Raw genomic sequence first — 24,299 nt, 5'->3', positions numbered from 1 at the left:
TCAATCCAGCCGCGCCGAGCTCGCCTCCTCGGGAACATGCCGCACCCGCTCGCGATAGAGCAGGTAGAGCCCCGAGGCGATGACGATGCCGCCGCCGATGAAGGTCCAGCGGTCGGGCCATTGTCCGAAGACGAGCCAGCCCATCAGCACCATCCAGGCGAGCTGCGAATAGATGAACGGCGCCAGCACCGTGGCCGGCGCCAGCCGGTGCGCCACGATCAGCATCCAGTGCCCCACCGCGCCGAAGAAGCCGATCGCGAACAGCGGCAGCCAGCTCAGCGGCTCCTGCGGCGTCGTCCAGACGAAAGGCAGCACCGGCAACAATATGACCGTGCCGGCGAGCCCGGAATAGACCATCGTCGTCTCGGAGGAATCGAATGCCGCGAGCATCCGCGTCGAGAGCACGTAGAAGGCATAGCAGAAGCAGCCGGCGACCGAGAGCAGCGCGGCCGGATGCATGCCGCCGCTGCCGGGGCGCGTCACCACCAGCACGCCGAGGAAGCCGATGCCGATGGCGACCAGCCGGCGCGGCCCCGGCCATTCGCCGAGCAGCGGCCCCGAGGCCAATGCCACCAGGAAAGGCCCGGCGAACATGATCGAGATCGTCTCGGCGAGCTGCAGATAGCGCAGCGCGATGAAGTTCAGGACCGTCGAGCCGAGCAGCATCAGCGAGCGGAAGAGCTGCAGCCAGGGCCGCTTCGTCCGCAGCACGCCGGGATGGCTCCAGGGATTGATCAGGAAGGAGACCAGCACGACGCTGACGCCGTAGCGCGCGAAGGTCACCAGCAGCGGGTCCATGCCGTGGACGCCGAGCCATTTCGCATTGGTGTCGAGCAGCGCGAAGCACAGCACCGCTGCGCACATCAGGCCGATGGCCGTCAGGCGCGCGCGGCGCGCCTCGTCGGCGGAAGGAGAAGGCGCAGGCAAGCCCGCCTCGCTATGCTTCGAGCGAATGTGACCGTCAGGCTTAAACGATTTGAAGCGCCTCGCCAGCACCGCAGCGCATGCGCTCCATGCGGAAATCAGGCGTCGCTATCGGCCTCTTCGCCGTCGATCTCGGGGTCGTCCTGCTCGGCCCCGGCCCTGGAGAGGCCCTTGGCCGCCTTGCGCAGCAGCTTGCGGAGCTGCTTGCGCTCCTTGCTGTCGAGCCTGTCGAGCAATTCCTCCTCGACATCGTTCCAGACCGCGTCGAGCTCGGCCGCCGTCTTCTGCCCCGCCTCGGTCAGCGCGACCTGGACCAGCCGCCCGTCGCGATTGCCGCCCTCGCGCGTCACCAGCCCCTGCAGGGACAGGCGCCCGATGGTCTTGGAGACGGTCGGCGGCTTGACCCGGAGCAGCGAGGCGAGCTCGCCCATCGTCATCGGCGCCGGCTGCAGCGCCTTCAGCGCCTGCTCCTGGCCGGGGAACAGGCCGAGCCCGTTCAGCCTTTCACCCATCCGCGAGCGATGCAGCCTTGCCGTGACGAGCAGGGCGCGACCGACACTTTTCTCGAGAGCCTTGCTCATCGGGCCATCCTTCGGACGAATCCTTGCGCGGATAAGGAAGACGCTTCGCCGGCTGCGTATTCGCCTGCGAAGATGACAGACAGATGACAGTCCGATGTCGGTCTTAAAAGACTGCGAGCCTGGCCGCGACTTTTTGCAGGAAGGCGGCGCGGCTTTCGGGCGTCGCGCGGTTCATGTCGTAATGCGCCAGATAGAGCGTGCGCGCCATCGGCCGGCAGACCGCCCGCAGCGCCCGGCAGACCAGCCGCCGCGGCGGGTCCCCCATCAGGAAGGCGGTCCAGCGCGAGGCGCCATAGGTGGTCACCGCGGCGAGCTTGCGGATATGGCCGAGGGCCGGCGTCACCTTGCCCTGCGCCAGCTCGAAGGAGACGCCCGGCAGGAAGACCCGGTCGAAGAAGCCCTTGAGGATGGCCGGATAACCGAAATTCCAGACCGGGAAGCACAGCACCAGCGCCTCGGCCCGCTTCACCCGCCCGACATAGGCGGCAACCGGCGCCGTGTTGCTCGCCGTGTCATGGTAGCCGCGCCGCTCCTCCCGGCTCAGCACCGGATCGAACCCCTCCGCATAGAGATCGCAATCGTCGACCTCGTGCCCCGCCGCCCTCAGGCTGGCGACGACCGTCTCGTGGAGGGCGGCGCCGAAGCTTTCCGGCACGGGATGGGCGTAGAGGACGAGGACGCGCATCCTTAGCCGACCCCGGCTTCGGCCAGGCTGCGGAACAGGAAGGTCTTGCCCGAGCGGTAGTCGTAGGACGGGTCTTCCCAGGCGATCATCTTGCCGGGGTTGAGCAGGCCCTGCGGGTCGGCCTCGCGCTTGAAGGCGAGCTGCGTCTCGTCGGTCTGCTTCATGCCCCCCTCCTCCAGCGTGTAGCGATGCGGATTGAAGATCGGCGCGCCCATCTCCTCATGGATGGCGATGATCTCCTCCAGCCGCTCCTCGGAGGTGAAGCGGATCAGCGGCAGGCCGAAGCAAGTGATCTTGCCGTCGAAGCGCACGAATTCGAGATGCGCCGTGACCTCGTCGCCGAAGCGGGCATGGATCCTGTCGACCAGCTCGACCTGGTTGGGATAGGGATAGAGCACCTGCAGATAGGTGATCGCGGGGTCGACGCGCAGCGCCCTGAGCGTGGTGTGGTTCCAGCCGAGCTCGTAAGCCGGCGGCAGGCCCTTGGCGTCCGCCGGCGCGAGCCTGTCGGTACGCAACAGGAGTTCCGCGCCCTTGAAGCGGCGCGCATAGGCGCAGAGCGCATCGACGGCGAAATCGGCGGCCATGACGATGACGAGATGGCTGTCGCGCGGCAGGAACTTGCGATGGCGCAGGAAATAGTCGTGCGGTGCCGGCGCCGCGACGACGCAGAGGTTCTTCAGCGCCAGCCCGTCCTGCTCGCCCACCGCATTGGCGAATTCGGTCGCGGCGCGCAGGCTCTCGAAGCCGAGGATGACATCGACCCAATTGTAAGCGGGCCCGAGCGGCATCTCGACCTCGGTGATGATGCCGTTGGTGCCATAGGCATGCGCGACCTTGTGCAGGTCCTCGCCGGAAAATTCGAGGATGCGCGGGCTTCTCTCCATCGTCGCGACCTTGAGCCGGATGATGTTGCCCCAGTCGCGCAGGCCGCCCCATTTGATCGAGCCGACCCCGCCCGAGCCCCCGGCGATGAAGCCGCCGATCGAGGCCGTCTGGTAGGTCGAGGGGTGGAGCCGCAGTTCCTGGCGCGAATGCGCCCGCGTCTCGTCGTCGATCCGGGCCATGATCGCGCCGGGCTCGGCGACATAGCGGCCGGCGGCGATCTCCCTGACCTTGTTGAAGCCGGAGAGGTCGAGCAGCACGCCGCCCGAAAGCGGCATCGCCTGGCCGTAATTGCCGGTGCCGGTGCCGCGCGGCGTCACGGGGATGCCGAGTTCGTGGCAGGCGGCGAGCACCTGCACGACTTCCGCCTCGCTCACCGGCGAGACCACGATGTCGGCGACGACATGGTCGAGCTGGCGCTTCAGGATCGGCGAATACCAGAAGAAGTCGCGGCTCTTCTGCTTGACCAGCGCGGGGTTCTCCTCGGTGCGGATGCCGTCGAGGCGCGTTTTCAGCGTGGCGATGTCGTAGCGGGTCGTCATGATACCTGGCCCATCAGATGGTCGAGTTCGCGGTAGTCCGGCAAGGTCCGGTCGATCGCTTGGCCGGCAACCAGCACGCTGCGGTCGGCCTGCGGCCGGGAGAAGAATTCGGTCCAGTCGCGCGCCCGCGTCAGGACGAGATCGGCCGGCGCGCCGACAGCGACGACGCCGGCCTTCACGCCCATCGCCTCCGCCGGCGTCCGCGCCACCGCCCTGGCCCAGTTCGGCCCGGAATGGTCGAGCTGGAGGATGCGCGTTCCCTCCCGCAGCACCTCGACGAGATCGAGATCGCCATAGGCGTAGAACGGGTCGCGCGTATTGTCGGAGGCGATCATCACCGGCACGCCGGCCGCCTTCAGCTCGTGGAGGGCGGTGACGCCGCGCCAGCGCGGCGTGCGGCCCGGCTGCCGGTCCTGCAGATACAGATTGCAGAGCGGCAGCGAGACCACGGCGATGCCGGCCTCGCGAACCTTGGCGATGATCCGCGCCGCGTCCTCGGGCGCCTGGAGCGAGAGCGAGCAGCAGTGCCCGCACAAGATCCTGCCCTCGAAGCGATGGCGCAAAGCCGCGTCGGCGATGCGCTCCAGCGAGCGCGCCGCCGGATCGTTGCTCTCGTCGACATGGAAATCGAGGTCGAAACCGTTCTCCATCGCCGCCCGGAACAGGATGTCGAGCGCCCGGTCGAGCTCCGGGATCATATAGGTGACGCAGCCGAGCAGGCCGTCGCCATGCGCCTTCACCGCGGCGACCACCGCCGCCATATGGACCGGATCGAGCGCCTCCTCGGCGCCGAAGAGCGGCGAGGCCTGCAGGGCGATGCGTCCGGCCCATTCCGCCCGCAGCTCCGCATGGACCGGCCAGGAAATACCGATCTGCTTGCCAAGGGAATCGAGATGCGTCCGCATCGCTGCCGTGCCATGCGCGAAGGCGCAGCGCAGCGCGAAATCCATCCGCGCCCGCACGTCCCGCGCCGACCAGTTCGCCTCGCGATCGGCACCGACGGTCGCGAGCGCCCCCGGAAAGGTGCCGTCCGGATTGGGGCTGCGCGGCCAGATATGGCCCTTGTCGAGATGGGTGTGGCAGTCGACGAGGCGCGGCAGGGCGATGCCGCCGTCGAGGCTCGAAACCGGCCCGTCCCCTGCGACTGACGCCCCTGCCGGCTCGATCGCCGCGATCCGCCCATCGGCGATGGCGAGATCGACGCGCGCGAGCCCGTCGCGACCGGCGGGAAATCCTTCGTCTTCGAGCAGGCAGGCGGGCAGGCGCAGATCGGCCAGGCGGAAGGCGGAGGCCCCGGGCAGGCGGGCAAAACCGGTCGTCACTGTGTCCCTGCCCTTCCTGGAAGCCACCCTCCACCCGTCGATACCGGGCAGCCCGCGGGCCCGCAAGCCGCGCCGCCCCCTCCTCCCCCGCCGATGCCGCCTGCGGCCATGCGGCCGTCGCATTCGGGCTTGTCCGGGCCGGCCGGATCGCGCATGAGGACGGCGTCATCACCAGCACGAGGTCGGATCCATGACCGGCGAAGCCCGCATCATCGACGGCAAGGCCATCGCGGCCGCGCTCCGGGCCGAGATCGGCCGCGAGGTCGCGGCGATCAAGGCGGCGCGGGGCATCGTGCCCGGCCTCCATGTCGTCCTGGTCGGCGAAGACCCGGCGAGCAAGGTCTATGTCGCCTCGAAGGAGAAGCTCGCCGTCGAAGTCGGCATGAATTCGGTCGCCCACCGGCTGCCGGCCGAGACGACCGAAGCGCAGCTCCTCGCCAAGCTCGCCGAGCTCAACGCCGACGACCATGTCGACGGCATCCTGGTCCAGCTCCCGCTGCCCAAGCATATCGACACCGGCCGCATCATCGATGCCATCGACCCCGCCAAGGATGTCGACGGCCTGCACCCGATCAATGCGGGCCTGCTCGCCGGCGGCAAGAAGGGGCTGGTCCCCTGCACGCCGCTCGGCTCCATGCTCCTGCTGAAGCAGGCTCTCCCCTCGCTATCCGGCCTCGATGCCGTCGTGATCGGCCGCTCCGAGCTGGTCGGCCGGCCGGTCGCGCAGCTCCTGCTCCAGGCCGACTGCACCGTCACCATCGCCCATTCGCGCACGCGCGATCTGCCCGCCGTAGTGAAGCGCGCCGATATCGTCATCGCCGCCGTCGGCCGCCCGCGCATGGTCAAGGGCGACTGGATCAAGCCCGGCGCGACCGTGATCGATGTCGGCATCAACCGCCTGCCCGATGGCAAGTTGACCGGCGACGTCGATTTCGCGGAAGCTGTGACGGTCGCAGGCGCGATCACCCCGGTCCCCGGCGGCGTCGGCCCGATGACGATCGCCTGCCTGCTGAAGAACACGCTGACGGCGTTCCACGCCCGGCGGGGCTGAGCCCGCGACAGTCGTCGCACCGCTTCGGAAACGCATCCAAAAGAAAAGGAGCTGCAAGACTGCAGCTCCTTCGAAACCTCGTTCCTGCAGCAGGGCCGCGCCAGAAGCACGGCCCGCCGACCCGATCACATATGGATCGGGCGCTTGTCGACCGCGAGCGCGGCTTCCTTCACCGCCTCGGCCAGCGTCGGATGGGCATGGCAGGTGCGGGCAAGGTCCTCGGCCGAACCGCCGAACTCCATCAGCACGGTCACTTCCGCGATCAGGTCGCCGGCATGGGGGCCGATGATGTGGCAGCCGAGCACGCGGTCGGTCGCGGCATCGGCCAGCACCTTCACGAAGCCGTCGGTATGGCGCATGGCGCGGGCGCGGCCGTTCGCCGTGAACGGGAACTTGCCGCTCTTGTAGGCGACGCCGGCAGCCTTGAGCTCTTCCTCGGTCTTGCCGATCGCGGCGACTTCCGGAGCCGTGTAGACGATGCCGGGAATGGCATCATAGTTCACATGGCCGGCCTTGCCGGCGAGGATCTCGGCCACCGCGACGCCCTCGTCCTCGGCCTTGTGCGCCAGCATCGGCCCGCGCACCACGTCGCCGATGGCGTAGATGCCGGCGACATTGGTCCTGAAATGGTCGTCGATGACGACGCGGCCCTTTTCGGTGGCGACGCCGGCCTTGTCGAGCCCGAGCCCATCCGTGTTCGGACGACGGCCGATCGCGACCAGCACGATGTCGGCCTTGAGCGTCTTGGCCTCGCCCCCGGCGGCGGGCTCGACGGTGACGGTCGCGCCCGCCTTGCCGGTCTCGACCTTGGTGACCTTGGAGCCGAGCTGGAAGCTGAAGCCCTGCTTCTCCAGGATGCGCTGGAACTGCTTGGCGACCTCGCCATCCATGCCGGGCAGGATGCGGTCGAGGAACTCGACGACCGTGACCTTGGCGCCGAGCCGGCTCCAGACCGAGCCGATCTCGAGGCCGATCACGCCGGCGCCGACCACGACGAGCTCCTTCGGCACGGCGCCGATCTCGAGCGCGCCGGTCGAAGTGACGACGGTCTTCTCGTCGATGGTCACGCCCGGCAGCGGCGCCGATTCCGAACCCGTCGCGATGACGATGTTCTTCGTCTCCAGCTCCTGCGCCTTGCCGTCCTCCGCCGTGACGACGACCTTGCCGGCGGCGGGGATCGAGGCCGTGCCGTGGAAGGCCTCGATTTTGTTCTTCTTCAGCAGGAATCCGACGCCGGTGACGTTGGCGTCGATCGTCTCCTGCTTGTGGGCCATCATCGCCTTGAGGTCGAGCTTCGGCTTGCCGACGACGACGCCGAGCTTCTCGAAGGTGTGGCCGGCTTCCTCGAACATCTCGGAGGCGTGCAGCAGCGCCTTGGACGGGATGCAGCCGACATTCAGGCAGGTGCCGCCATGCGTCTTGCGCTTCTCGACGACGGCGACCTTGAGGCCGAGCTGGGCGGCACGAATGGCGCAGACATAGCCCCCGGGGCCGGTTCCGATGACGACGAGATCGTAGGCCATGACGTCCTTCCGCTGCTGCTCTCATGAAGCCGCCGGCACGGGCGGCGGCGCGTGGGGGCGGGCATACATCGGTTCCGGCCGCGGCGCCATGCCATTCATGTGTTGACGAACGGCTCCGCGCCCTTGCTGCGGCAGGCTGTCGCAGGCTTACTGGCTGCCGCCAGAACAAGAGGACGAAACGCCATCCGCTGAAAAACCTCGCAGATCAGCCCGCTGGAGGGGCACGCCGTCATGTGGAATCAGGTCTATGACCCATTCGGCAACAGCGTCCTGTCGACGCTCGCCGCCGCGCTACCCGTCGTCGTTCTGCTCGGCCTCATCGCGTCCAACGCCGTCAAGGCGCATATCGCCGCCGTCATCGCGCTGATCGTCGCCAATCTGGTCGCGATCTTCATCTTCACCATGCCGGCGGGGATGTCGCTGCGCGCCAGCGTGCTCGGCGCGGTCACCGGCTTCTTCCCGATCGGCTGGATCGTGCTCAACGTCATCTTCCTCTACCGGCTGACGGTGGAGAAGGGCGCCTTCGAGATCCTGCAGCGGACGATCGGCGGCGTCACCGACGACCGGCGCATCCAGCTCCTGCTGATCGCCTTCGCCTTCGGCGCCTTCTTCGAGGGCGCGTCGGGCTTCGGCACGCCGGTCGCGGTCACCGGCGCGATCCTGATCGGGCTCGGCTTCTCGCCGCTCGCGGCATCCGGCCTCTCGCTCATCGCCAACACCGCGCCGGTCGCCTATGGCGCGCTCGGCACGCCGATCCAGGGCCTGAGCCAGGTCACCGGCATCGACCCCTTCCTGCTCGGCGCCATGGTCGGGCGGCAGCTCCCCTTCTTCTCGGTGCTGGTGCCGTTCTGGCTGATCTGCGTCTTCGCCGGCTGGCGCGGCATGCTGCAGATCTGGCCGGCGGTGCTGGTCACCGGCGTCTCCTTCGCCGTGCCGCAATATCTGATCTCGAACTTCATCAACCCCTGGATCGTCGATATCGGCGCCTCGCTGATCTCGATGGCCTGCCTGATCGGCTTCCTGCAGATCTGGAAGCCGAAGGAGGTCTGGACCTCGCCGAAGCTGCGCGGCCACGACGTCTCCGACGACGGCAGCCTGAAGCCGCCCGCCGCCGCGGCAAAGCCGAGCTCCTCGCAGGTCTGGATGGCGCTGACGCCCTGGATCATCGTCTGCATCATCCTGCTGGTCTGGGGCACGGGCTGGTTCAAGAACGCGGTCAATCCCTGGGCAACCTGGAACTATGCGGTTCCCGAGCTGCACAACATGATCAACAAGGTCGCGCCCGTCGCGGCGAAGCCGACGCCGGAGGGTGCGGTCTTCTCCTTCACCTGGCTCACCTATACCGGCTCGGGCATGCTGATCGCGGCGATCCTCTCCGGCTTCGCCATGGGCTTCGGCCCGCTCAAGATGGCGCAGGTCTACGGCCGCACGCTGAAGCTCTGCGCCTATTCGCTGATCACCATCGCAGCGATGCTGGCGATCGGCACGCTGACGCGGCTTTCGGGCATCGACGCCACGCTCGGCCTCGCCTTCGCCGGCACCGGCGTGCTCTATCCCTTCTTCGGCACGCTGCTCGGCTGGCTGGGCGTGGCGCTGACGGGTTCGGACACCGCCTCGAACGTGCTCTTCGGCAACCTGCAGAAGGTCACCTCGGAGCAGCTCGGCCTCTCGCCCATCCTGATGGGCGCGGCCAACTCCTCCGGCGGCGTGATGGGCAAGATGATCGACGCCCAGTCGATCGTCGTGGCCTCGACCGCGACCGGCTGGTTCGGCCATGAAGGCGTGATCCTGCGCTTCGTCTTCTGGCACTCGATCGTGCTGGCGAGCCTGGTCGGCGGCTTCGTCATGCTGCAGGCCTATGTCCATCCCTTCTCGGCGATGGTGGTGCAGCCCTGACGGCAGGGCACGGCCGGGGCGGCTCAGCCGTCCCGGCCGGATCTCAGCGGCCGCCGGTCACGTTCAGGACGCTGCCATTGGTGTAGGAGGCTTCGTCGGAGAGCAGCCAGGCGATGGCCAGCGCCACCTCATGGGCCGTGCCCTCGCGCTTCATCGGCAACTGGTCGCGCATCTGCGCGACGCGGTCGGGCAGGCCGCCGCTGGCATGGATCTCGGTGTCGATGATGCCGGGCCGGACCGCGTTGACGCGGATGCCCTCGGCGGCGACCTCGCGGGCGAGGCCGAGCGTGAAGACGTCGATCCCCGCCTTGGAGGCGGCGTAGTCGACATACTGGCCGGCGGCGGTCAGCACCGCCGCGGCCGAGGACAGGTTGACGATGCCGCCGCCCTGCCCGCCATGGCGGGTGGACATCCGCTTCACCGCCTCGCGGGCGCAGAGGAAGCTGCCGGTGAGGTTGATCCGGAACATCCGCTCCAGCCGCTCGACGCTCATCTCGTCGATGCGCTGCGGCCGGTCGACGACGCCGGCATTGTTGACCAGCGCCGTCAGGCGGCCGAGCGCGTCGGCGGCGGCGAAGATCGCCAGCACGTCGGCCTCGCTGCCGACATCGCCCCTGACCGCCGCGCCGCGCCGGCCCAGCGCCTCGACGGCGGCGACCGTCTCGGCCGCGGCCTGCGCATTGGCCTGGTAGTTGACGACGACGTCGTAGCCGCGCTCCGCCAGCAGGATGGCGGCGGCGCGGCCGATGCCGCGGCTGCCGCCGGTGACGATCGCAACGCCCGACACGACGCTCTCCCCCGGCTCAGAGGTCGAGGACGAGGCGCGCCGGATCCTCCAGCCCCTCCTTGATGCGGACGAGGAAGGTCACCGCCTCCTTGCCGTCGATGATGCGGTGGTCGTAGCTGACCGCCAGATACATCATCGGCCGGGCCTCGATCTTGCCGTTCACCACCATCGGGCGCTCCTGGATCTTGTGCATGCCCAGGATCGCCGATTGCGGCGCGTTCAGGATCGGGGTCGACATCAGCGAGCCGTAGACGCCGCCATTCGAGATGGTGAAGGTGCCGCCCTGCATCTCCTCGATCGAGAGCTTGCCGTCGCGGGCCTTCTTGCCGAACTCGCCGATCTTCTTCTCGACGCCGGCGATGGAGAGCTGGTCGGCATCGCGCACCACCGGAACCACGAGGCCCTTGTCGGTGCCGACGGCGACGCCGATGTGGTAGTAGTTCTTGTAGACGATGTCGGTGCCGTCGATCTCGGCGTTGACCGCCGGAATCTCCTTCAGCGCCTGCACGCAGGCCTTCACGAAGAAGCCCATGAAGCCGAGCTTGACGCCGTGCTTCTTCTCGAAGGCGTCCTTGTACTGGGCGCGCAGCGCCATGACGTTGGTCATGTCGACCTCGTTGAAGGTCGTCAGCATCGCGGCGTTGGACTGGGCCTCCTTGAGGCGGCGCGCGATGGTCTGGCGCAGCTTCGTCATCTTGACGCGCTCTTCGCGCGAGGCGTCGTCCGGCGCCGAGGGAGCGCGGAGCTGAACCGGCGCGGGAGCGGCGGCCGGGGCGGCCGCCCCGCCGGTCGCGATCGCGGCCAGCATGTCGCCCTTGGTGACGCGACCATCCTTGCCCGAGGCCGGGACGGAGGCCGGGTCGACGCCGCTCTCGGCGGCGAGCCGCGCCACGGCCGGGCCGGAATCGGCCGCCTTGGTCGCAGCCGCCTTCGGGGCCTCGGCGGCCGCCGGAGCCGGGGCGGCGGCGGGCTTGTCGTCCTTCTTCGGCGCGGCGGCGGCAGCGGCGCCGCCCTCGGCGATCGAGCCGAGCAGCGCGTTGACGCCGACGGTCTCGCCTTCCTTGGCGACGATCTCGCCGAGCACGCCGGCGGCCGGCGCGTTGACCTCCAGCGTCACCTTGTCGGTCTCGAGCTCGACGAGGGGCTCGTCGGCCTTCACCGCCTCGCCCGGCTTCTTGAACCACTTGCCGATCGTGGCCTCGGAAACGGATTCGCCGAGGGTGGGTACGCGGATTTCGGTCGCCATGTCAGGCCTCTTCTTATTCGGATCTCAGGGGATCATCCCGGGCGGAGCGAAACGCAGGCCCGGGATCCATTCCGGAACGGTTCGGGCGTCGATCCCGGATCGGCTTCGCGCGGGCGGCCTGTCCGGGACGACGTGTTCATCAGGCGGCGAAGGCCTCGTCGAGGAAGGCGTTGAGCTGCGCCGTGTGCTTGGACATCAGGCCGGTCGCGGTCGCGGCCGAGGCCGGGCGGCCGACATAGCGCGGCCGCTTCGACTTCGAGCCGGCATGGCCCAGTACCCATTCGAGATAGGGCTCGACGAAGGTCCAGGAGCCCATGTTCTTCGGCTCCTCCTGGCACCAGACCACATCGGCGCCCTTGAAGCGCGCCAGCTCCTGCGCCAGCGTCTTCAGCGGGAACGGGTAGAGCTGCTCGACGCGCATCAGATAGACGTCGTCGATGCCGCGCTTCTCGCGCTCCTCCAGCAGGTCGTAATAGACCTTGCCCGAGCAGAGCACGACCCGGCGGATCTTCGAATCCTTGGCGAGCTTGGTGGTCGACTTGCCGCGCTCGGCGTCGTCCGCCAGCACGCGGTGGAAGGTCGAGCCCTCGGCGAGCTGCGCCAGGTCGGAGACGCAGCGCTTGTGGCGCAGCAGCGACTTCGGCGTCATCAGGATCAGCGGCTTGCGGAAGTCGCGCTTGAGCTGCCGGCGCAGGATGTGGAAGTAGCTCGCCGGGGTGGAGCAGTTCGCCACCTGCATGTTGTCCTCGGCGCACATCTGCAGGAAGCGCTCGAGGCGGGCGGAGGAGTGCTCCGGCCCCTGGCCCTCATAGCCGTGCGGCAGCAGGCAGACGAGGCCCGACATGCGCAGCCATTTGCGCTCGCCCGAGGAGATGAACTGGTCGAACACCACCTGCGCGCCATTGGCGAAGTCGCCGAACTGGGCCTCCCAGCAGGTCAGCGCGTTCGGCTCCGACAGCGAATAGCCGTATTCGAAGCCGAGCACCGCCTCTTCCGAGAGCATCGAGTTGATGACCTCGTAGCGGGCCTGGTCGTCGCGGATATGGTTGAGCGAGGTGTGGCGGGCCTCCGTCTCCTGGTCGATCAGCACCGAATGGCGCTGCGAGAAGGTGCCGCGCTCGCAATCCTGGCCCGAGAGGCGCACCGGATTGCCGTCGAGCAGCAGCGAGCCGAAGGCCAGCGCCTCGGCGGTCGCCCAGTCGATGCCCTCGCCGGCCTCGACCGCCTTGCGGCGGTTGTCGAGGAAGCGCTGGATCGTCCGGTGGACGTTGAAGCCGGCCGGCACCGCGGTGATCTTCTCGGTGATCTCCTTCAGCGTCTCCGCCGGCACGCCGGTGGCGCCGCGGCGCGGATCGTCCTCGTCGGCGCGGATCGCCTTCATCCCGGCCCAGCGGCCGTCGAGCCAGTCGGCCTTGTTCGGCTTGAAGCTCTGCCCGGCCTCGAACTCGACCTCGAGCCTGGCCTTCCAGGCGGCGCGCATCGCGTCGAGCTCGCCGGCGTTGACGACGCCCTCGGCGGCGAGCTTCTCGCCATAGAGCTCCAGCGTGGTCTTGTGGCCGCGGATCTTGCGGTACATCAGCGGCTGGGTGAAGCCCGGCTCGTCGCCCTCGTTATGGCCGAAGCGGCGATAGCAGAACATGTCGATCACGACCGGCTTATGGAACTTCTGCCGGAACTCGATCGCCACCTTGGCGGCGAAGACCACCGCTTCCGGATCGTCGCCGTTCACATGGAAGACCGGCGCCTCGACCATCTTCGCCACGTCGGACGGATAGGGCGAGGAGCGCGAATAGCGCGGATAGGTGGTGAAGCCGATCTGGTTGTTGATGATGAAGTGCAGCGAGCCGCCGGTGCGGTGGCCCTTCAGCCCGGAGAGGCCGAGGCACTCCGCCACCACGCCCTGCCCGGCGAAGGCCGCGTCGCCATGGATCAGCAGCGGCAGCACCTTGGAGCGCTCGACGATGTCGCCGAACTGGTCCTGCTTGGCGCGCACCTTGCCGAGCACCACGGGGTCGACGATCTCGAGATGCGACGGGTTGGCGGTCAGCGAGATATGGACGTTGTTGCCGTCGAACTCGCGGTCCGAGGAAGCACCGAGATGGTACTTCACGTCGCCCGAGCCCTCGACGTCGTCGGGCGCGAAGGAACCGCCCTTGAACTCGTGGAACAGCGCCCGATGCGGCTTGCCGAGAACCTGCGTCAGCACGTTGAGGCGGCCGCGATGGGCCATGCCGAAGACGATGTCGCGCACGCCGAGCGCGCCGCCGCGCTTGATGATCTGCTCCAGCGCCGGCACCAGCGCCTCGGCGCCGTCGAGCCCGAAGCGCTTGGTGCCGGTGTATTTCAGGTCGAGGAACTTCTCGAAGCCCTCGGCCTCGACCAGCTTGTTCAGGATCGCCTTCTTGCCTTCCTTGGTGAAGGCGATCTCCTTGTCCGGCCCCTCGATGCGCTCCTGCAGCCAGGCCTTCTGCTCGGGATCGGAGATGTGCATGAACTCGATGCCGACCGTGCCGCAATAGGTCCGCTGCAGGATCGAGACCATCTCGCGGACGGTGGCGAACTCCATCCCGAGCACGTTGTCGATGAAGATCTTGCGGTCGAGATCGGCCTCGGTGAAGCCGAAGGCGGCCGGCGACAATTCGTCGTCGTCGGTGCGCGTCTCGATGCCGAGCGGGTCGAGCTTGGCGTAGAGATGGCCGCGCATGCGGTAGGCGCGGATCAGCATGATGGCGCGCACGGAATCGCGGGTCGCCTGCTGCACATTGGCGGCGGAGAGCGCGGTGCCGGCGGCCTTGGCCTTGGCGCCGAGCTTGTCGGAGACCGCCTTCTCGACCTGCGCCCAGTTGCCGTCCAGCGCCGAGACCAGCTCGCCGCTGGCGGGAAGCGGCCAGTTGGGCTGCTTCCAGGAGGCGCCCCTGGCGTTCTCCAGCACGAGCTTCCTGTCGTCCTTCAGGGCGCCGAAAAAGCTCCGCCACTGCTCGTCGACCGACTTGGGGTCGGCCTCGTAGCGGGCATAGAGATCCTCGATATAGGCCGCATTGCCGCCATAGAGGAAGCCGGTCTGCGCGAGAGCCTCGTTGATGTCCTGGCGAGCCATGATGCTCCTGCCTTCCTTCCCGCTTGAGTCATGCCCGGACCCTTGCCCGGACATCCTTCAACTTGCCGTCATGCCCGGGCTCGGCCCGGGCACCTCCTGGCGGTTTTCGGTCGCGGCTCCGGCACGAGATGGCGGGGTCTGACCCGGCCACGACGCGCCGAAGGCGCGTCAGCCCTTCAACACTTCGACCAAGGTCTTTCCAAGGCGCGCCGGCGAGGGCGAGACCTTGATGCCGGCGGCTTCCATCGCCGCGATCTTGTCCTCGGCGCCGCCCTTGCCGCCCGAGATGATCGCGCCGGCATGGCCCATGCGGCGGCCGGGAGGGGCCGTGCGGCCGGCGATGAAGCCGACCATCGGCTTCTTGCGGCCGCGCTTGGCCTCGTCCTTGATGAACTGCGCCGCGTCCTCCTCGGCCGAGCCGCCGATCTCGCCGATCATGACGATCGACTCGGTCTTCGGGTCGGCCAGGAACATCTCCAGCATGTCGATGAACTCGGTGCCCTTGACCGGGTCGCCGCCGATGCCGACGGCCGTGGTCTGGCCGAGGCCCTCGCGGGTGGTCTGGAACACCGCCTCATAGGTCAGCGTGCCGGAGCGCGAGACGATGCCGACCGAGCCGGGCTTGAAGATGTTGGCCGGCATGATGCCGATCTTCGACTCGCCGGCGGTGACGACGCCCGGGCAGTTCGGCCCGATCAGGCGGGTCTTGGAGCCCGAGAGCGAGCGCTTGACGCGCACCATGTCGAGCACCGGGATGCCCTCGGTGATGCAGATCACCAGCGGGATCTCGGCATCGATCGCCTCGCAGATCGCGTCCGCGGCGCCCGGCGGCGGCACATAGACGACCGAAGCGGTGGCGCCGGTCTTCTCCTTGGCCTCGGCGACCGTGTCGAAGACGGGCAGGCCGAGATGGACCGCGCCGCCCTTCCCCGGCGAGGTGCCGCCGACCATCTGCGTGCCATAGGCGATCGCCTGCTCGGAATGGAAGGTGCCGTTCTTGCCGGTGAAGCCCTGGCAGATGACCTTGGTGTTCTTGTCGATCAGGATGGACATGTCTGCTCCTCAGGCCTTCTTGACCGCGGCGACGATCTTCTGCGCCGCATCGTCGAGGTCGTCGGCGGGGATGACGTTGAGGCCGGATTCGCGGATGATGGTCTTGCCTTCCTCGACATTGGTGCCTTCGAGGCGCACCACCAGCGGAACCTTGAGGCCGACGGCCTTCACCGCCGCGATCACGCCGCGGGCGATGACGTCGCACTTCATGATGCCGCCGAAGATGTTGACCAGGATGCCCTTCACCTTCGGGTCGGCGGTGATGATCTTGAACGCCGCCGTCACCTTCTCTTCCGAGGCGCCGCCGCCGACGTCGAGGAAGTTCGCCGGGCTCTCGCCGTAGAGCTGGATGATGTCGAGCGTCGCCATGGCCAGGCCGGCGCCGTTGACCATGCAGCCGATCGTGCCGTCGAGCGCGATATAGGCGAGGTCGTATTTCGAGGCCTCGATCTCCTTCGGGTCCTCCTCGGTCTCGTCGCGCAGGGCGACGACGTCCGGGTGGCGGTAGAGCGCGTTGGAGTCGAAATTGACCTTGGCGTCGAGGCACTTGATCTGACCCTGCGTGGTCACGATCAGCGGATTGATCTCCAGCATCGCCATGTCCTTGGCGACGAAGGCGTTGTAGATCTGCGCCAGCACCTTTTCGGCCTGCTTGGCGAGGTCGCCGGTCAGGCCCAGCGCCTGGGCGACGGTGCGGCCGTGATGCGGCATGATGCCGGTCGCCGGATCGACCGAGAAGGTCTTGATCTTCTCCGGCGTGTCATGGGCGACGGCCTCGATGTCCATGCCGCCCTCGGTCGAGACGACGAAGGCGATGCGCGAGGTCTCGCGGTCGACCAGCGCCGAAAGGTAGAACTCCTTCTCGATGTCCGAGCCGTCCTCGATATAGAGGCGGTTGACCTGCTTGCCGGCGGGGCCGGTCTGCACGGTGACGAGGGTGTTGCCGAGCATCTCCTTGGCGAAGGCCTCGACCTCCTCGACCGACTTGGCGAGGCGCACGCCGCCCTTGGCGTCGGCCGGCAGTTCCTTGAACTTGCCCTTGCCGCGGCCGCCGGCATGGATCTGCGACTTCACCACATAGAGCGGGCCGGGCAGCTTCCTGGCGGCCTCGACCGCCTCCGCCACCGACAGCGCCGGGAAACCGGCTGATACGGGCGCGCCGAACTCCTTGAGGATGGCCTTGCCCTGGTATTCGTGGATGTTCATGTGCTCGGTTTCCCTGACAGCGACAAATGAAGACGAAAAGGCGGCGGAGCGTATCGACGTCCGCCGCCTTCGACTAGCTCACGCGAGCGACGGATCGATGCTCTTGCAGGCGTCGATCAGGCCCTGGACCGAAGCCACGGACTTCGCCAGCATCTCCTTCTCGGCGCCGTTGAGGCGGATCTTGACGACGCGCTCGACGCCCTTGGCGCCGATCACCACCGGCACGCCGACGAACATGTCCTTGACGCCGTACTGGCCCTTGAGCGCGGCAGCCGCCGGCAGGACGCGCTTCTGGTCCTTGAGATAGCTCTCGGCCATCGCGATCGCCGAAGCGGCCGGGGCGTAGAAGGCCGAGCCGGTCTTGAGCAGGTTGACGATCTCGCCGCCGCCCTTGCGGGTGCGCTCGACGATGGCGTCCAGCTTCTCCTGCGTCGTCCACTTCATCTTGACGAGGTCGGGCAGCGGGATGCCGGCGACGCCCGAATAGCGGACCAGCGGCACCATGTCGTCGCCATGGCCGCCGAGCACGAAGGCCGAGACGTCCTTGACCGAAACCTGGAACTCCTCGGCGAGGAAGTAGCGGAAGCGGGCGGAGTCGAGCACGCCGGCCATGCCGCAGATCATGTTGGGCTTCAGGCCCGAGAACTTCTGCAGCGCCCAGACCATCGCGTCGAGCGGGTTGGTGATGCAGATCACGAAGGCCTTCGGGGCGTATTGCCTGATGCCTTCGCCGACCGCCTTCATCACCTTGAGGTTGATGCCGATCAGGTCGTCGCGGCTCATGCCGGGCTTGCGCGGCACGCCGGCGGTGACGATGATCACGTCGGCGCCCTTGATGTCCTCGTAGCTGTTCGTGCCCCTGTAGCCGGCATCGAAGCCGTCGACCGGAGAGGACTCGGCGATGTCGAGGCCCTTGCCCTGCGGGATGCCCTCGGCGATGTCGAAGAGGACGACGTCCCCGAGTTCCTTCAGGCCGGCGAGGTGGGCGAGCGTGCCGCCGATCTGGCCTGAACCGATGAGGGCGATCTTCTTGCGGGCCATAGCCTAGTCCTTCTCTTCTGGCGCTTCGCGCGGGGCACCGACCGCTGCCGGCTCCGGCATCCGGAATGCCTTGGCCCGATCCCCTGGCGGTGAAAAGCCGGCAGGCCGGACAAACCGTGGGTTCCTTTGGCCCAAACCGGCCTTTTGCCGCAACCCTTGCCGGAAAAGCGGCTTTTCCGGGGCGCGCCGCGACCGCGCCCGCCCCGCAATGGCGAGGCCCTGATTTTTCAAGGACTTGCGTCGAGGCCCGGGCCGCAGGACCGGCAGGCGGGGCCCGAAACCGACTGATTACAATTTACATAATCTGTAATTGGTTACCGGATTTGCTCACACGATCCCGCTACCGAGCACCCGCAGGATCACCCGGATCAGGGTCGAGAGCCGGGTGTCGACGGAGGCCTGCGGCACGTCCGCCTCCAGCGCCAGCGAGGCCGGATGGATGAAGCGGTTGGTGGCGTCGATGACGAAGGCGATCGCCCTGTCGCGGTCGCGCGGCTCGAACACGCCGGTCGCGATTCCCTCGTCGACGACCCGCTCGAACAGCGCCCGGACGCGGGTGCGGTTGCGCCGGCTGACGGCATGGCGCTTGGCGACGGCGAGCGAGAGCGCGGCGAAGAGATGCGGGTCCTCGCTCAGCAGGTCGCGATTGGCCTTGGCGAGGCCGAGGATCAGCCGCTCGAGCTTGTCGTCGGCCGGGTCCGGCCCGTCGGCGATGTCGGCGAGCTTGCGCTCCGTCGCCTTGAGCCAGACATCGACCACCGCGTCGATCAGCGCCACGCGCGAGGGAAAGTAGCGGTAGACATTGGCATGGGTCATGCCGGCCTCTTCCGCCACGGCGACGACGGTGAAGCGCTTCAGCCCGAACCGGCGCAGATGCTCGCCCGCGACCGTGAGAATGCGTGTCTCGCTCGGCTCGCGCTGGGGCATGGCTCAGTTGCCCAGCCGCTCGCAAGACCTCGCCGTCATTCCGGGGCATCGCGCAGCGATGAGCCCGGAACCCATGAACACCGACCTCGGTCGCGCAAGCACGACGACAGCCGCGGCTCGAAGCCGAGAGGCAGTGTTCATGGGTTCCGGGCTCGCCCTACGGGCGCCCCGGAATGACGGATCGAGGTTCCCGCGGCCGCCCGTCATCACGTCTCCACCAGCCCCGTCGTATCGCCGCTCGCGGCCGAGTCCGGCCGGCCATGCGGCATGCCGAGATAATCCTCCGAACGCATCTCGATCAGCCGCGAGACGGTGCGGTCGAACTCGAACGCCTCGCGCCCCTGCGTCGCATGATAGAGCTCGTGCGGCTCGGCCGCAGCCGAGGCGACGAGCTTCACATGATGCTCGTAGAGCGTGTCGATCAGGATGATGAAGCGCTTGGCCTCGTTGCGCCGGTCGTAGTTCAGGATCGGGATGTCGTCGAGCACCAGCGTATGGAAGCGCTGCGCCAGCGCGATGTAGTCCGAGGCGCCATAGGCCTGGGCGCAGAGATCGGCGAAGCTCGCCCGCGCCACGCCGCCGGCCGCCTGCGGCAGCACCAGCTCGTGCCCCTGCACGGTAAGCACGGTGCGCCGCCCCTGCGCCGTGCCGGAGAGCGCCTTGAAGGCGGCGTCGAGCGCGGCCTTGGCCTTCTCATCGGCCGGGACATGGTAGACCGGGGCGCCGCCGAGCTTCTCCAGCCGGAAATCGGTGCGCGCATCGAGCTTCAGCACCTCGACCTTTGTCTGGAGGAGCTGGATGAAGGGCAGGAACAGCGCCCGGTTGAGGCCGCCCTCATAGAGCCGCGACGGCTCGACATTGGAGGTCGCCACCACCACGACGCCGGCGGCGAACAGCGCCGTGAACAGCCGCCCGAGGATCATCGCATCGGCGATGTCGGTCACGGTGAATTCGTCGAAGCAGAGCAGATAGGCCTCCTCCGCCAGCTCCGCCGCGACGGGCGCGATCGGGTCGCCGTCCTTGACCTCCCCCGTCTTGATCTTCTGGCGGTAGGCGTTGATGCGGCGATGCACATCGGCCAGGAATTCGTGGAAATGCACCCGCAGCTTGCGCTTCACCGGCGCGGCCTCGAAGAACATGTCCATCAGCATGGTCTTGCCGCGGCCGACCGAGCCCCAGATATAGAGCCCCTTCGGCGCCTCGCTCGTCTCGGGCTTCTTGCCGAAGAGCCAGCCGAGCGCGCTGCCCTTGCGGGCGAGGCGGCGGGCGGCGAGCGTCGCGGTCAGCGCCTCGAGCTTCCTCACCACCGCGAGCTGGGCGGGATCGCGCTCGATGGCGCCCGCCTCGACCAGGGCGGCATAGCGGTCGGTGATCGAGGCTGGCATGGCGGCAGGAGACGAGGGCTCGCGACAAGGAGCCTCCGGGTTACGGCAGCACGATCCCCACCGCAACCCCGCCCTGCCCGGGCGGCCCCGAAACGCATCATCCCGGCGCGGACGGGCCGGCCGGGATGACGGGAGGGGTGCGCGCCGGCCGCGGCCGGCGCCGGAGGCTTACTCGCCCTTGTTGATCGTCACCGGCTTCAGCGCGTTGTCGGGCATGCCGTACTTCTTGATCAGCGCGTCATAGGTGCCGTTTTCCTGGAGCTTGCCGAGCGCGGCGGTGACGGCCTCGCGCAGTTGCGTGCCTTCCGCCGTCTTGGCGAAGGGGATGCCGGAGAGCGACTGGGTGAAGGGCTTGCCGAGCGGGATATAGGTGTTCGGCTCCATCTTCTGGAAATGGCCCATCGTCTCGCTGCCCTGGACGCCGCCCTGCAGGCGCTGCGTCTTGAGCTGGGTGCGGGCGTCGACCGAGCCTTCCGTGCCGACCACCGTGATCGCCGGCTTGCCCTTGGCGACGCAGTTCTTCTCGCTCCACTCGCCGATCTGGCGCGGCCAGTTGGTCGAGCGGCTGGCGCCGACGCTCTTGCCGCAGAGATCCTCGGGGGTCTTGATCGTGTCCTTGAACGGCGTGACCGTGTAGAACTGCGCGCCCGAAACCATGTAGTCGATGAAGTCGACCTGCTCGCGCCGGGCCGGCAGGTCGCTCATGCCGGCCATCGCCATGTCGACGCGGCCGGTCTGGATCGAGGGCAGCATCTGGGCGAAGGCGGTTTCCTGCCACTCGATCTTGAAGCCGAGCTCCTTGCCGATGGCCTCGCCGAGATCGATGTCGAAGCCCGAGAGCTGGTTGGTCGCCGGGTCCTTGAAGGCGATCGGCGGATAGTTCGGCTGGGTCGCGACGACGATCTTGCCGGCGCTCTTGATCCGGTCGGGAACCGTCTGGGCCTGCGCGGCCAGGGCGGTCCCGGCGAGCAGCGCCGCCGTCAGTGTCAAACGAAGCATTGGGTTTCTCCCTCTGATGATAGCCGTTCGCCGCCGCTCACTTCAGCACGGCGGCGATGAATTCGCGTGTGCGCGCCTGCGTCGGCGCGACCAGGACGACATTGGGCGCGCCGCGCTCGACGATCTCGCCGCGCGCCATGAAGACGACGTCATTGGCGACCTCGCGGGCGAAGCCGAGCTCATGCGTGACCACGATCATGGTCATGCCCGAGGCCGCCAGGTCGCGCATCACGTTGAGCACCTCGCCGACCAGCTCCGGGTCGAGCGCCGAGGTCGGCTCGTCGAACAGCATGATCTTGGGCCGCATCGCCAGGGCGCGGGCGATGGCGACGCGCTGCTGCTGCCCGCCCGACAGCTCGCTCGGATAGGAATTGCGCTTGTCGGCGAGCCCGACGCGCTCGAGCAGCGCCATCGCCTCGGCGACGATCTCCTTGCGCGGCCGCTTCAGCACGGTGAGCGGCCCCTCGATGATGTTCTGCAGCGCCGTCATGTGGTTGAACAGGTTGAAGCGCTGGAACACCATGCCGGTGGCGAGGCGCTGGCGCGCGATCTCGGCATCGGACAGCTCGTGCAGCTCGTCGCCGACGCGGCGATAGCCGATCAGCTCGCCGTCGAGCCGGATCGCGCCCTGGTCGATCTTCTCGAGCTGGTTGATGCAGCGCAGCAGCGTCGACTTGCCCGAGCCGGACGGCCCGATGATGCACTGGACCATGCCCGGCTCGATCGAGAGCGAGACGTCGTTCAGCGCCCGGAACGGGCCGAAGAACTTGCTGACATGGGCGACGCTGACGATGGCGGTGTCGCCGCCCGCCTGGCTCTGCACCGCGCTCATGCGGGCTCCTCCTCGACCGCGGCCGCCCGCTGTTTCCGACTTCCGCCGCGCCCCTTCGAGAAATGGCGCTCGAGGAAATACTGCCCGATCTGCAGCAGCGTCACCACCAGCAGATACCAGCCGGCGGCGACGATCAGCAATTCGATGACGCGGGCATTGGCGTAGTAGATCGTCTGCGCGTTGCGCAGGATCTCGGCATATTGGATGACGCTCGCCACCGAGGTCAGCTTGACCATGCTGATCACCTCGTTGCCGACCGGCGGGATGATGACGCGCATCGCCTGCGGCAGCACGATCCGGCGCAGCGTGGTCAGCCGCGTCATGCCGATCGCCTTGGCGGCCTCGGTCTGGCCGGTATCGACCGAGAGGATGCCGCCGCGCACCACCTCGGCCGTATAGGCGCCCTGGTTCATGCCGAGCCCGAGCAGCGTCGCCATGAACGGCCCGATCACGTCGATGGTGCGCCAGGAGAACAGGCCTGGAATGCCGATGGTCGGGAAGACCAGGGCGAGGTTGAACCAGATCAGCAGTTGCAGCAGCAGCGGCGTGCCGCGGAAGAACCAGATGTAGAACAGCGCCACCCCGCGCAGCACCGGGTTCGGCGACATGTACATGATCGCGAAGACGACGCCGAGCACGACGCCGAGCGCCATGGCGCAGACCGTCATGATCAGCGTGTTGCCGAGGCCGGACAGGATCGCCGGCGCCGTGAAGAACTGGCCGACCACCGGCCAGGCGATGTCGCCCTCGACGAAGGCCGAGACCAGCCAGGCCAGCACGGCGAGGATCGCGGCCGCCGCGACCCAGCGCCCGTAGAAGCGCCGCGGCACGATCCGGAGCTGCGCGACCGCCGCCAGCTCGCGGCCGGCGATCGGCGAGGTGGTGTCGCTCATCGGCCCGTCTCCCCCGCCCAGCCCTCGAGAGCCGAGAGCCTCGTCCTGAAGCGCGCGATCTGCTCGCGTACCCGCTCCGGCGCCGTGCCGCCATGGCCGCTGCGCGCCTTGACCGCGGCGTCGAGCGTCAGGCAGTCGAGCACGCCGCCGTCGAGCCGCGGATCGACCGCCCTCAGGTCGACGGCGTCGAGCGATTCGAGCTCGCGCCCCATCTCCTCGCAATAGCGCACCAGCGCCCCCGTGATCTCATGCGCCTCGGCAAAGGGCACGCCCTGCCGCGCGAGATAATCGGCCACTTCCGTCGCCAGCGTGAAGCCCAGGCCTGCCTGCGCCCGCATCGGCTCGGGATGGACCTCCATGCTGGCGATCAGCCCCGCAAAGGCCGGCAGCACCTCCTCCAGCACGTCGACCGCGTCGAAGGCGGTGCGCTTGTCCTCCGCCAGATCGCGATTATAGGAGAGCGGCAGTCCCTTCAACGCCCCCAGCATCGTCACCACGTCGCCGGCGAGGCGCGCCGCGCGCCCGCGCGAGATCTCGGCGATGTCGGGGTTCTTCTTCTGCGGCATGATCGAGGAGCCGGTGGCGAAGCCGTCGTCGAGCGTCACCCAGCCGAACTGGCGCGAGGTCCACAGCGTCACCTCCTCGGCGAGGCGCGACAGATCGGCCAGCGTCAGCGCCGCGACGAACAGGAATTCCGCAACATGGTCGCGCGCCGCCACCGCGTCGACGGAGTTCTCGAAGGGCGCCTCGTAGCCGAGCGCCGCCGCGCTCGCGGCGGGGTCGAGCGTGATCGCCGAGCCGGCGAAGGCGGCGGCGCCGAGCGGCGACTGGCCCGAGCGCTTCTCCCAGTCCTGCAGGCGCGAGGCGTCGCGCAGCAGCACCTGGCCATGCGCCATCAGCCAATGGCCGAAGGTGGCGGGCTGGGCGTTCTGCAGATGGGTGAAGCCGGGGCAGACGGAGGCCGCGTGCCGCTCCGACTGCTCGGCGATGGCGGCGAGCAGTTCGGCCAGCATCGCGCCGATCGAACGCGCCTTCTGCCGCAGATAGAGCTTGAGGTTGTTCGCCGCCTGGTCGTTGCGCGAGCGGCCGGCGCGCAGCTTGGCGCCGGTCGGGCCGATGCGCTCGGTCAGCACGCGCTCGATGAAGGTATGGACGTCCTCGTCCCCGGCGGCGGGCGCGATCGTCCCCGCCGCGACGTCGCGGGCGATGCCGTCGAGCCCCTGCGCGATCAGGTCCCGCTCCGTCCGGCTGAGCAGCCCGGCGCTCTCCAGGGCCGCGGCATGCGCCTTGCCGCCGGCGACGTCCTGCGGCACCAGCCTGGCATGCTCGCCGGCCGCGCTCGAAAGCTTCATCAGCCGCGGATCCGGCGGCTTGCGGAAGCGGCCGCCCCATAGGCGCGTCGTCTGGTTCATCTCGGTCCTCCT

20 protein-coding genes are annotated in these 24,299 nt (G+C 68.3%); 2 read left to right on the top strand and 18 right to left on the bottom strand.

Annotation, left to right across the window (positions count from 1 at the left end):
* The 5 genes from ACWH43_RS05270 to ACWH43_RS05250 all read right to left on the bottom strand — a co-directional run bounded on the left by ACWH43_RS05270 (position 1) and on the right by ACWH43_RS05250 (position 4,939).
* Positions 1 to 927: a DMT family transporter gene (locus tag ACWH43_RS05270; RefSeq protein ID WP_260349301.1), complete on the bottom strand. Its 927-nt coding sequence runs from the start codon at positions 925 to 927 to the stop codon at positions 1 to 3.
* 95 nt (positions 928 to 1,022) lie between these two features.
* The gene (locus tag ACWH43_RS05265) at positions 1,023 to 1,505 is read right to left on the bottom strand and encodes a MarR family winged helix-turn-helix transcriptional regulator (RefSeq protein WP_158443416.1); all 483 of its coding nucleotides are present in this window, start codon (positions 1,503 to 1,505) and stop codon (positions 1,023 to 1,025) included.
* 103 nt (positions 1,506 to 1,608) lie between these two features.
* Positions 1,609 to 2,190: an NAD(P)H-dependent oxidoreductase gene (locus ACWH43_RS05260; protein ID WP_158443415.1), complete on the bottom strand. Its 582-nt coding sequence runs from the start codon at positions 2,188 to 2,190 to the stop codon at positions 1,609 to 1,611.
* A gap of 2 nt (positions 2,191 to 2,192) precedes the next feature.
* Positions 2,193 to 3,617, bottom strand: a complete 1,425-nt coding sequence (locus tag ACWH43_RS05255) for an FAD-binding oxidoreductase (RefSeq protein ID WP_158443414.1) — start codon at positions 3,615 to 3,617, stop codon at positions 2,193 to 2,195.
* The gene (locus ACWH43_RS05250) at positions 3,614 to 4,939 is read right to left on the bottom strand and encodes a cytosine deaminase (RefSeq protein ID WP_158471817.1); all 1,326 of its coding nucleotides are present in this window, start codon (positions 4,937 to 4,939) and stop codon (positions 3,614 to 3,616) included. Before ACWH43_RS05250 ends, ACWH43_RS05255 begins: the two co-directional genes overlap by 4 nt.
* Positions 4,940 to 5,129: 190 nt before the next feature.
* Between ACWH43_RS05250 and folD the strand changes: the two genes are divergently transcribed.
* Positions 5,130 to 5,990 carry a bifunctional methylenetetrahydrofolate dehydrogenase/methenyltetrahydrofolate cyclohydrolase FolD gene (gene folD, locus ACWH43_RS05245; protein ID WP_158445693.1) on the top strand — a complete coding sequence of 287 codons (861 nt, stop codon included), beginning with the start codon at positions 5,130 to 5,132 and terminating at the stop codon, positions 5,988 to 5,990.
* A gap of 125 nt (positions 5,991 to 6,115) precedes the next feature.
* On the opposite strand, the gene lpdA is transcribed toward folD, so the two are convergent.
* Positions 6,116 to 7,513, bottom strand: coding sequence for a dihydrolipoyl dehydrogenase (lpdA, locus tag ACWH43_RS05240; protein ID WP_158445694.1), 1,398 nt, complete (start codon positions 7,511 to 7,513; stop codon positions 6,116 to 6,118).
* Between the two features lie 231 nt (positions 7,514 to 7,744).
* Between lpdA and ACWH43_RS05235 the strand changes: the two genes are divergently transcribed.
* Positions 7,745 to 9,409, top strand: coding sequence for an L-lactate permease (locus ACWH43_RS05235; RefSeq protein WP_158445695.1), 1,665 nt, complete (start codon positions 7,745 to 7,747; stop codon positions 9,407 to 9,409).
* Between the two features lie 43 nt (positions 9,410 to 9,452).
* On the opposite strand, the gene ACWH43_RS05230 is transcribed toward ACWH43_RS05235, so the two are convergent.
* From ACWH43_RS05230 to argH, 12 genes are all read right to left on the bottom strand, one after another.
* The gene (locus ACWH43_RS05230; RefSeq protein WP_158445696.1) at positions 9,453 to 10,196 is read right to left on the bottom strand and encodes an SDR family oxidoreductase; all 744 of its coding nucleotides are present in this window, start codon (positions 10,194 to 10,196) and stop codon (positions 9,453 to 9,455) included.
* A 16-nt stretch (positions 10,197 to 10,212) separates the two neighbouring features.
* A complete protein-coding gene (gene odhB / locus ACWH43_RS05225; RefSeq protein WP_158445697.1) occupies positions 10,213 to 11,442 on the bottom strand; it encodes a 2-oxoglutarate dehydrogenase complex dihydrolipoyllysine-residue succinyltransferase in 1,230 nt (409 codons plus the stop codon).
* A 139-nt stretch (positions 11,443 to 11,581) separates the two neighbouring features.
* On the bottom strand, positions 11,582 to 14,539 hold the full coding sequence (locus ACWH43_RS05220; RefSeq protein ID WP_448153412.1) for a 2-oxoglutarate dehydrogenase E1 component: 2,958 nt from the start codon (positions 14,537 to 14,539) through the stop codon (positions 11,582 to 11,584).
* Positions 14,540 to 14,707: 168 nt separating this feature from the next.
* Positions 14,708 to 15,592 (bottom strand): succinate--CoA ligase subunit alpha, encoded by an 885-nt coding sequence (gene sucD / locus ACWH43_RS05215; protein WP_158445699.1) that lies wholly within the window; start codon positions 15,590 to 15,592, stop codon positions 14,708 to 14,710.
* Between the two features lie 9 nt (positions 15,593 to 15,601).
* The gene (sucC, locus tag ACWH43_RS05210) at positions 15,602 to 16,798 is read right to left on the bottom strand and encodes an ADP-forming succinate--CoA ligase subunit beta (RefSeq protein WP_158445700.1); all 1,197 of its coding nucleotides are present in this window, start codon (positions 16,796 to 16,798) and stop codon (positions 15,602 to 15,604) included.
* Positions 16,799 to 16,876: 78 nt separating this feature from the next.
* Positions 16,877 to 17,839 (bottom strand): malate dehydrogenase, encoded by a 963-nt coding sequence (gene mdh / locus ACWH43_RS05205; protein WP_158445701.1) that lies wholly within the window; start codon positions 17,837 to 17,839, stop codon positions 16,877 to 16,879.
* A 327-nt stretch (positions 17,840 to 18,166) separates the two neighbouring features.
* A complete protein-coding gene (locus tag ACWH43_RS05200; protein WP_158445702.1) occupies positions 18,167 to 18,766 on the bottom strand; it encodes a TetR/AcrR family transcriptional regulator in 600 nt (199 codons plus the stop codon).
* Positions 18,767 to 18,972: 206 nt separating this feature from the next.
* A complete protein-coding gene (gene zapE, locus ACWH43_RS05195) occupies positions 18,973 to 20,151 on the bottom strand; it encodes a cell division protein ZapE (RefSeq protein WP_158445703.1) in 1,179 nt (392 codons plus the stop codon).
* 168 nt (positions 20,152 to 20,319) lie between these two features.
* Complete coding sequence (locus ACWH43_RS05190; RefSeq protein WP_158445704.1) at positions 20,320 to 21,150, bottom strand: ABC transporter substrate-binding protein; 831 nt, start codon at positions 21,148 to 21,150, stop codon at positions 20,320 to 20,322.
* 37 nt (positions 21,151 to 21,187) lie between these two features.
* Positions 21,188 to 21,982, bottom strand: coding sequence for an amino acid ABC transporter ATP-binding protein (locus ACWH43_RS05185; protein ID WP_448153411.1), 795 nt, complete (start codon positions 21,980 to 21,982; stop codon positions 21,188 to 21,190).
* The gene (locus tag ACWH43_RS05180) at positions 21,979 to 22,875 is read right to left on the bottom strand and encodes an amino acid ABC transporter permease (protein ID WP_158445706.1); all 897 of its coding nucleotides are present in this window, start codon (positions 22,873 to 22,875) and stop codon (positions 21,979 to 21,981) included. Before ACWH43_RS05180 ends, ACWH43_RS05185 begins: the two co-directional genes overlap by 4 nt.
* Positions 22,872 to 24,287, bottom strand: coding sequence for an argininosuccinate lyase (gene argH / locus ACWH43_RS05175; RefSeq protein ID WP_158445707.1), 1,416 nt, complete (start codon positions 24,285 to 24,287; stop codon positions 22,872 to 22,874). The genes ACWH43_RS05180 and argH overlap by 4 nt, the downstream gene beginning before the upstream one ends.
* Between the last annotated feature and the right edge of the window lie 12 nt (positions 24,288 to 24,299).

This window comes from Allobosea minatitlanensis, from assembly GCF_964020775.1.
The sequence above is the reverse complement of the archived record's forward strand: the minus strand, read 5'-3'. Positions and strand labels throughout refer to the sequence as shown.

Coding starts and splice junctions, on each gene's coding strand:
- ACWH43_RS05265 (WP_158443416.1), bottom strand. CDS start 1,505: ATGAGCAAGGCTCTCGAGAAAAGTGTCGGTCGCGCCCTGCTCGTCACG.
- ACWH43_RS05260 (WP_158443415.1), bottom strand. CDS start 2,190: ATGCGCGTCCTCGTCCTCTACGCCCATCCCGTGCCGGAAAGCTTCGGC.
- ACWH43_RS05255 (WP_158443414.1), bottom strand. CDS start 3,617: ATGACGACCCGCTACGACATCGCCACGCTGAAAACGCGCCTCGACGGC.
- folD (WP_158445693.1), top strand. CDS start 5,130: ATGACCGGCGAAGCCCGCATCATCGACGGCAAGGCCATCGCGGCCGCG.
- lpdA (WP_158445694.1), bottom strand. CDS start 7,513: ATGGCCTACGATCTCGTCGTCATCGGAACCGGCCCCGGGGGCTATGTC.
- ACWH43_RS05235 (WP_158445695.1), top strand. CDS start 7,745: ATGTGGAATCAGGTCTATGACCCATTCGGCAACAGCGTCCTGTCGACG.
- odhB (WP_158445697.1), bottom strand. CDS start 11,442: ATGGCGACCGAAATCCGCGTACCCACCCTCGGCGAATCCGTTTCCGAG.
- ACWH43_RS05220 (WP_448153412.1), bottom strand. CDS start 14,539: ATGGCTCGCCAGGACATCAACGAGGCTCTCGCGCAGACCGGCTTCCTC.
- sucD (WP_158445699.1), bottom strand. CDS start 15,592: ATGTCCATCCTGATCGACAAGAACACCAAGGTCATCTGCCAGGGCTTC.
- sucC (WP_158445700.1), bottom strand. CDS start 16,798: ATGAACATCCACGAATACCAGGGCAAGGCCATCCTCAAGGAGTTCGGC.
- mdh (WP_158445701.1), bottom strand. CDS start 17,839: ATGGCCCGCAAGAAGATCGCCCTCATCGGTTCAGGCCAGATCGGCGGC.
- ACWH43_RS05200 (WP_158445702.1), bottom strand. CDS start 18,766: ATGCCCCAGCGCGAGCCGAGCGAGACACGCATTCTCACGGTCGCGGGC.
- zapE (WP_158445703.1), bottom strand. CDS start 20,151: ATGCCAGCCTCGATCACCGACCGCTATGCCGCCCTGGTCGAGGCGGGC.
- ACWH43_RS05190 (WP_158445704.1), bottom strand. CDS start 21,150: ATGCTTCGTTTGACACTGACGGCGGCGCTGCTCGCCGGGACCGCCCTG.
- ACWH43_RS05185 (WP_448153411.1), bottom strand. CDS start 21,982: ATGAGCGCGGTGCAGAGCCAGGCGGGCGGCGACACCGCCATCGTCAGC.
- ACWH43_RS05180 (WP_158445706.1), bottom strand. CDS start 22,875: ATGAGCGACACCACCTCGCCGATCGCCGGCCGCGAGCTGGCGGCGGTC.
- argH (WP_158445707.1), bottom strand. CDS start 24,287: ATGAACCAGACGACGCGCCTATGGGGCGGCCGCTTCCGCAAGCCGCCG.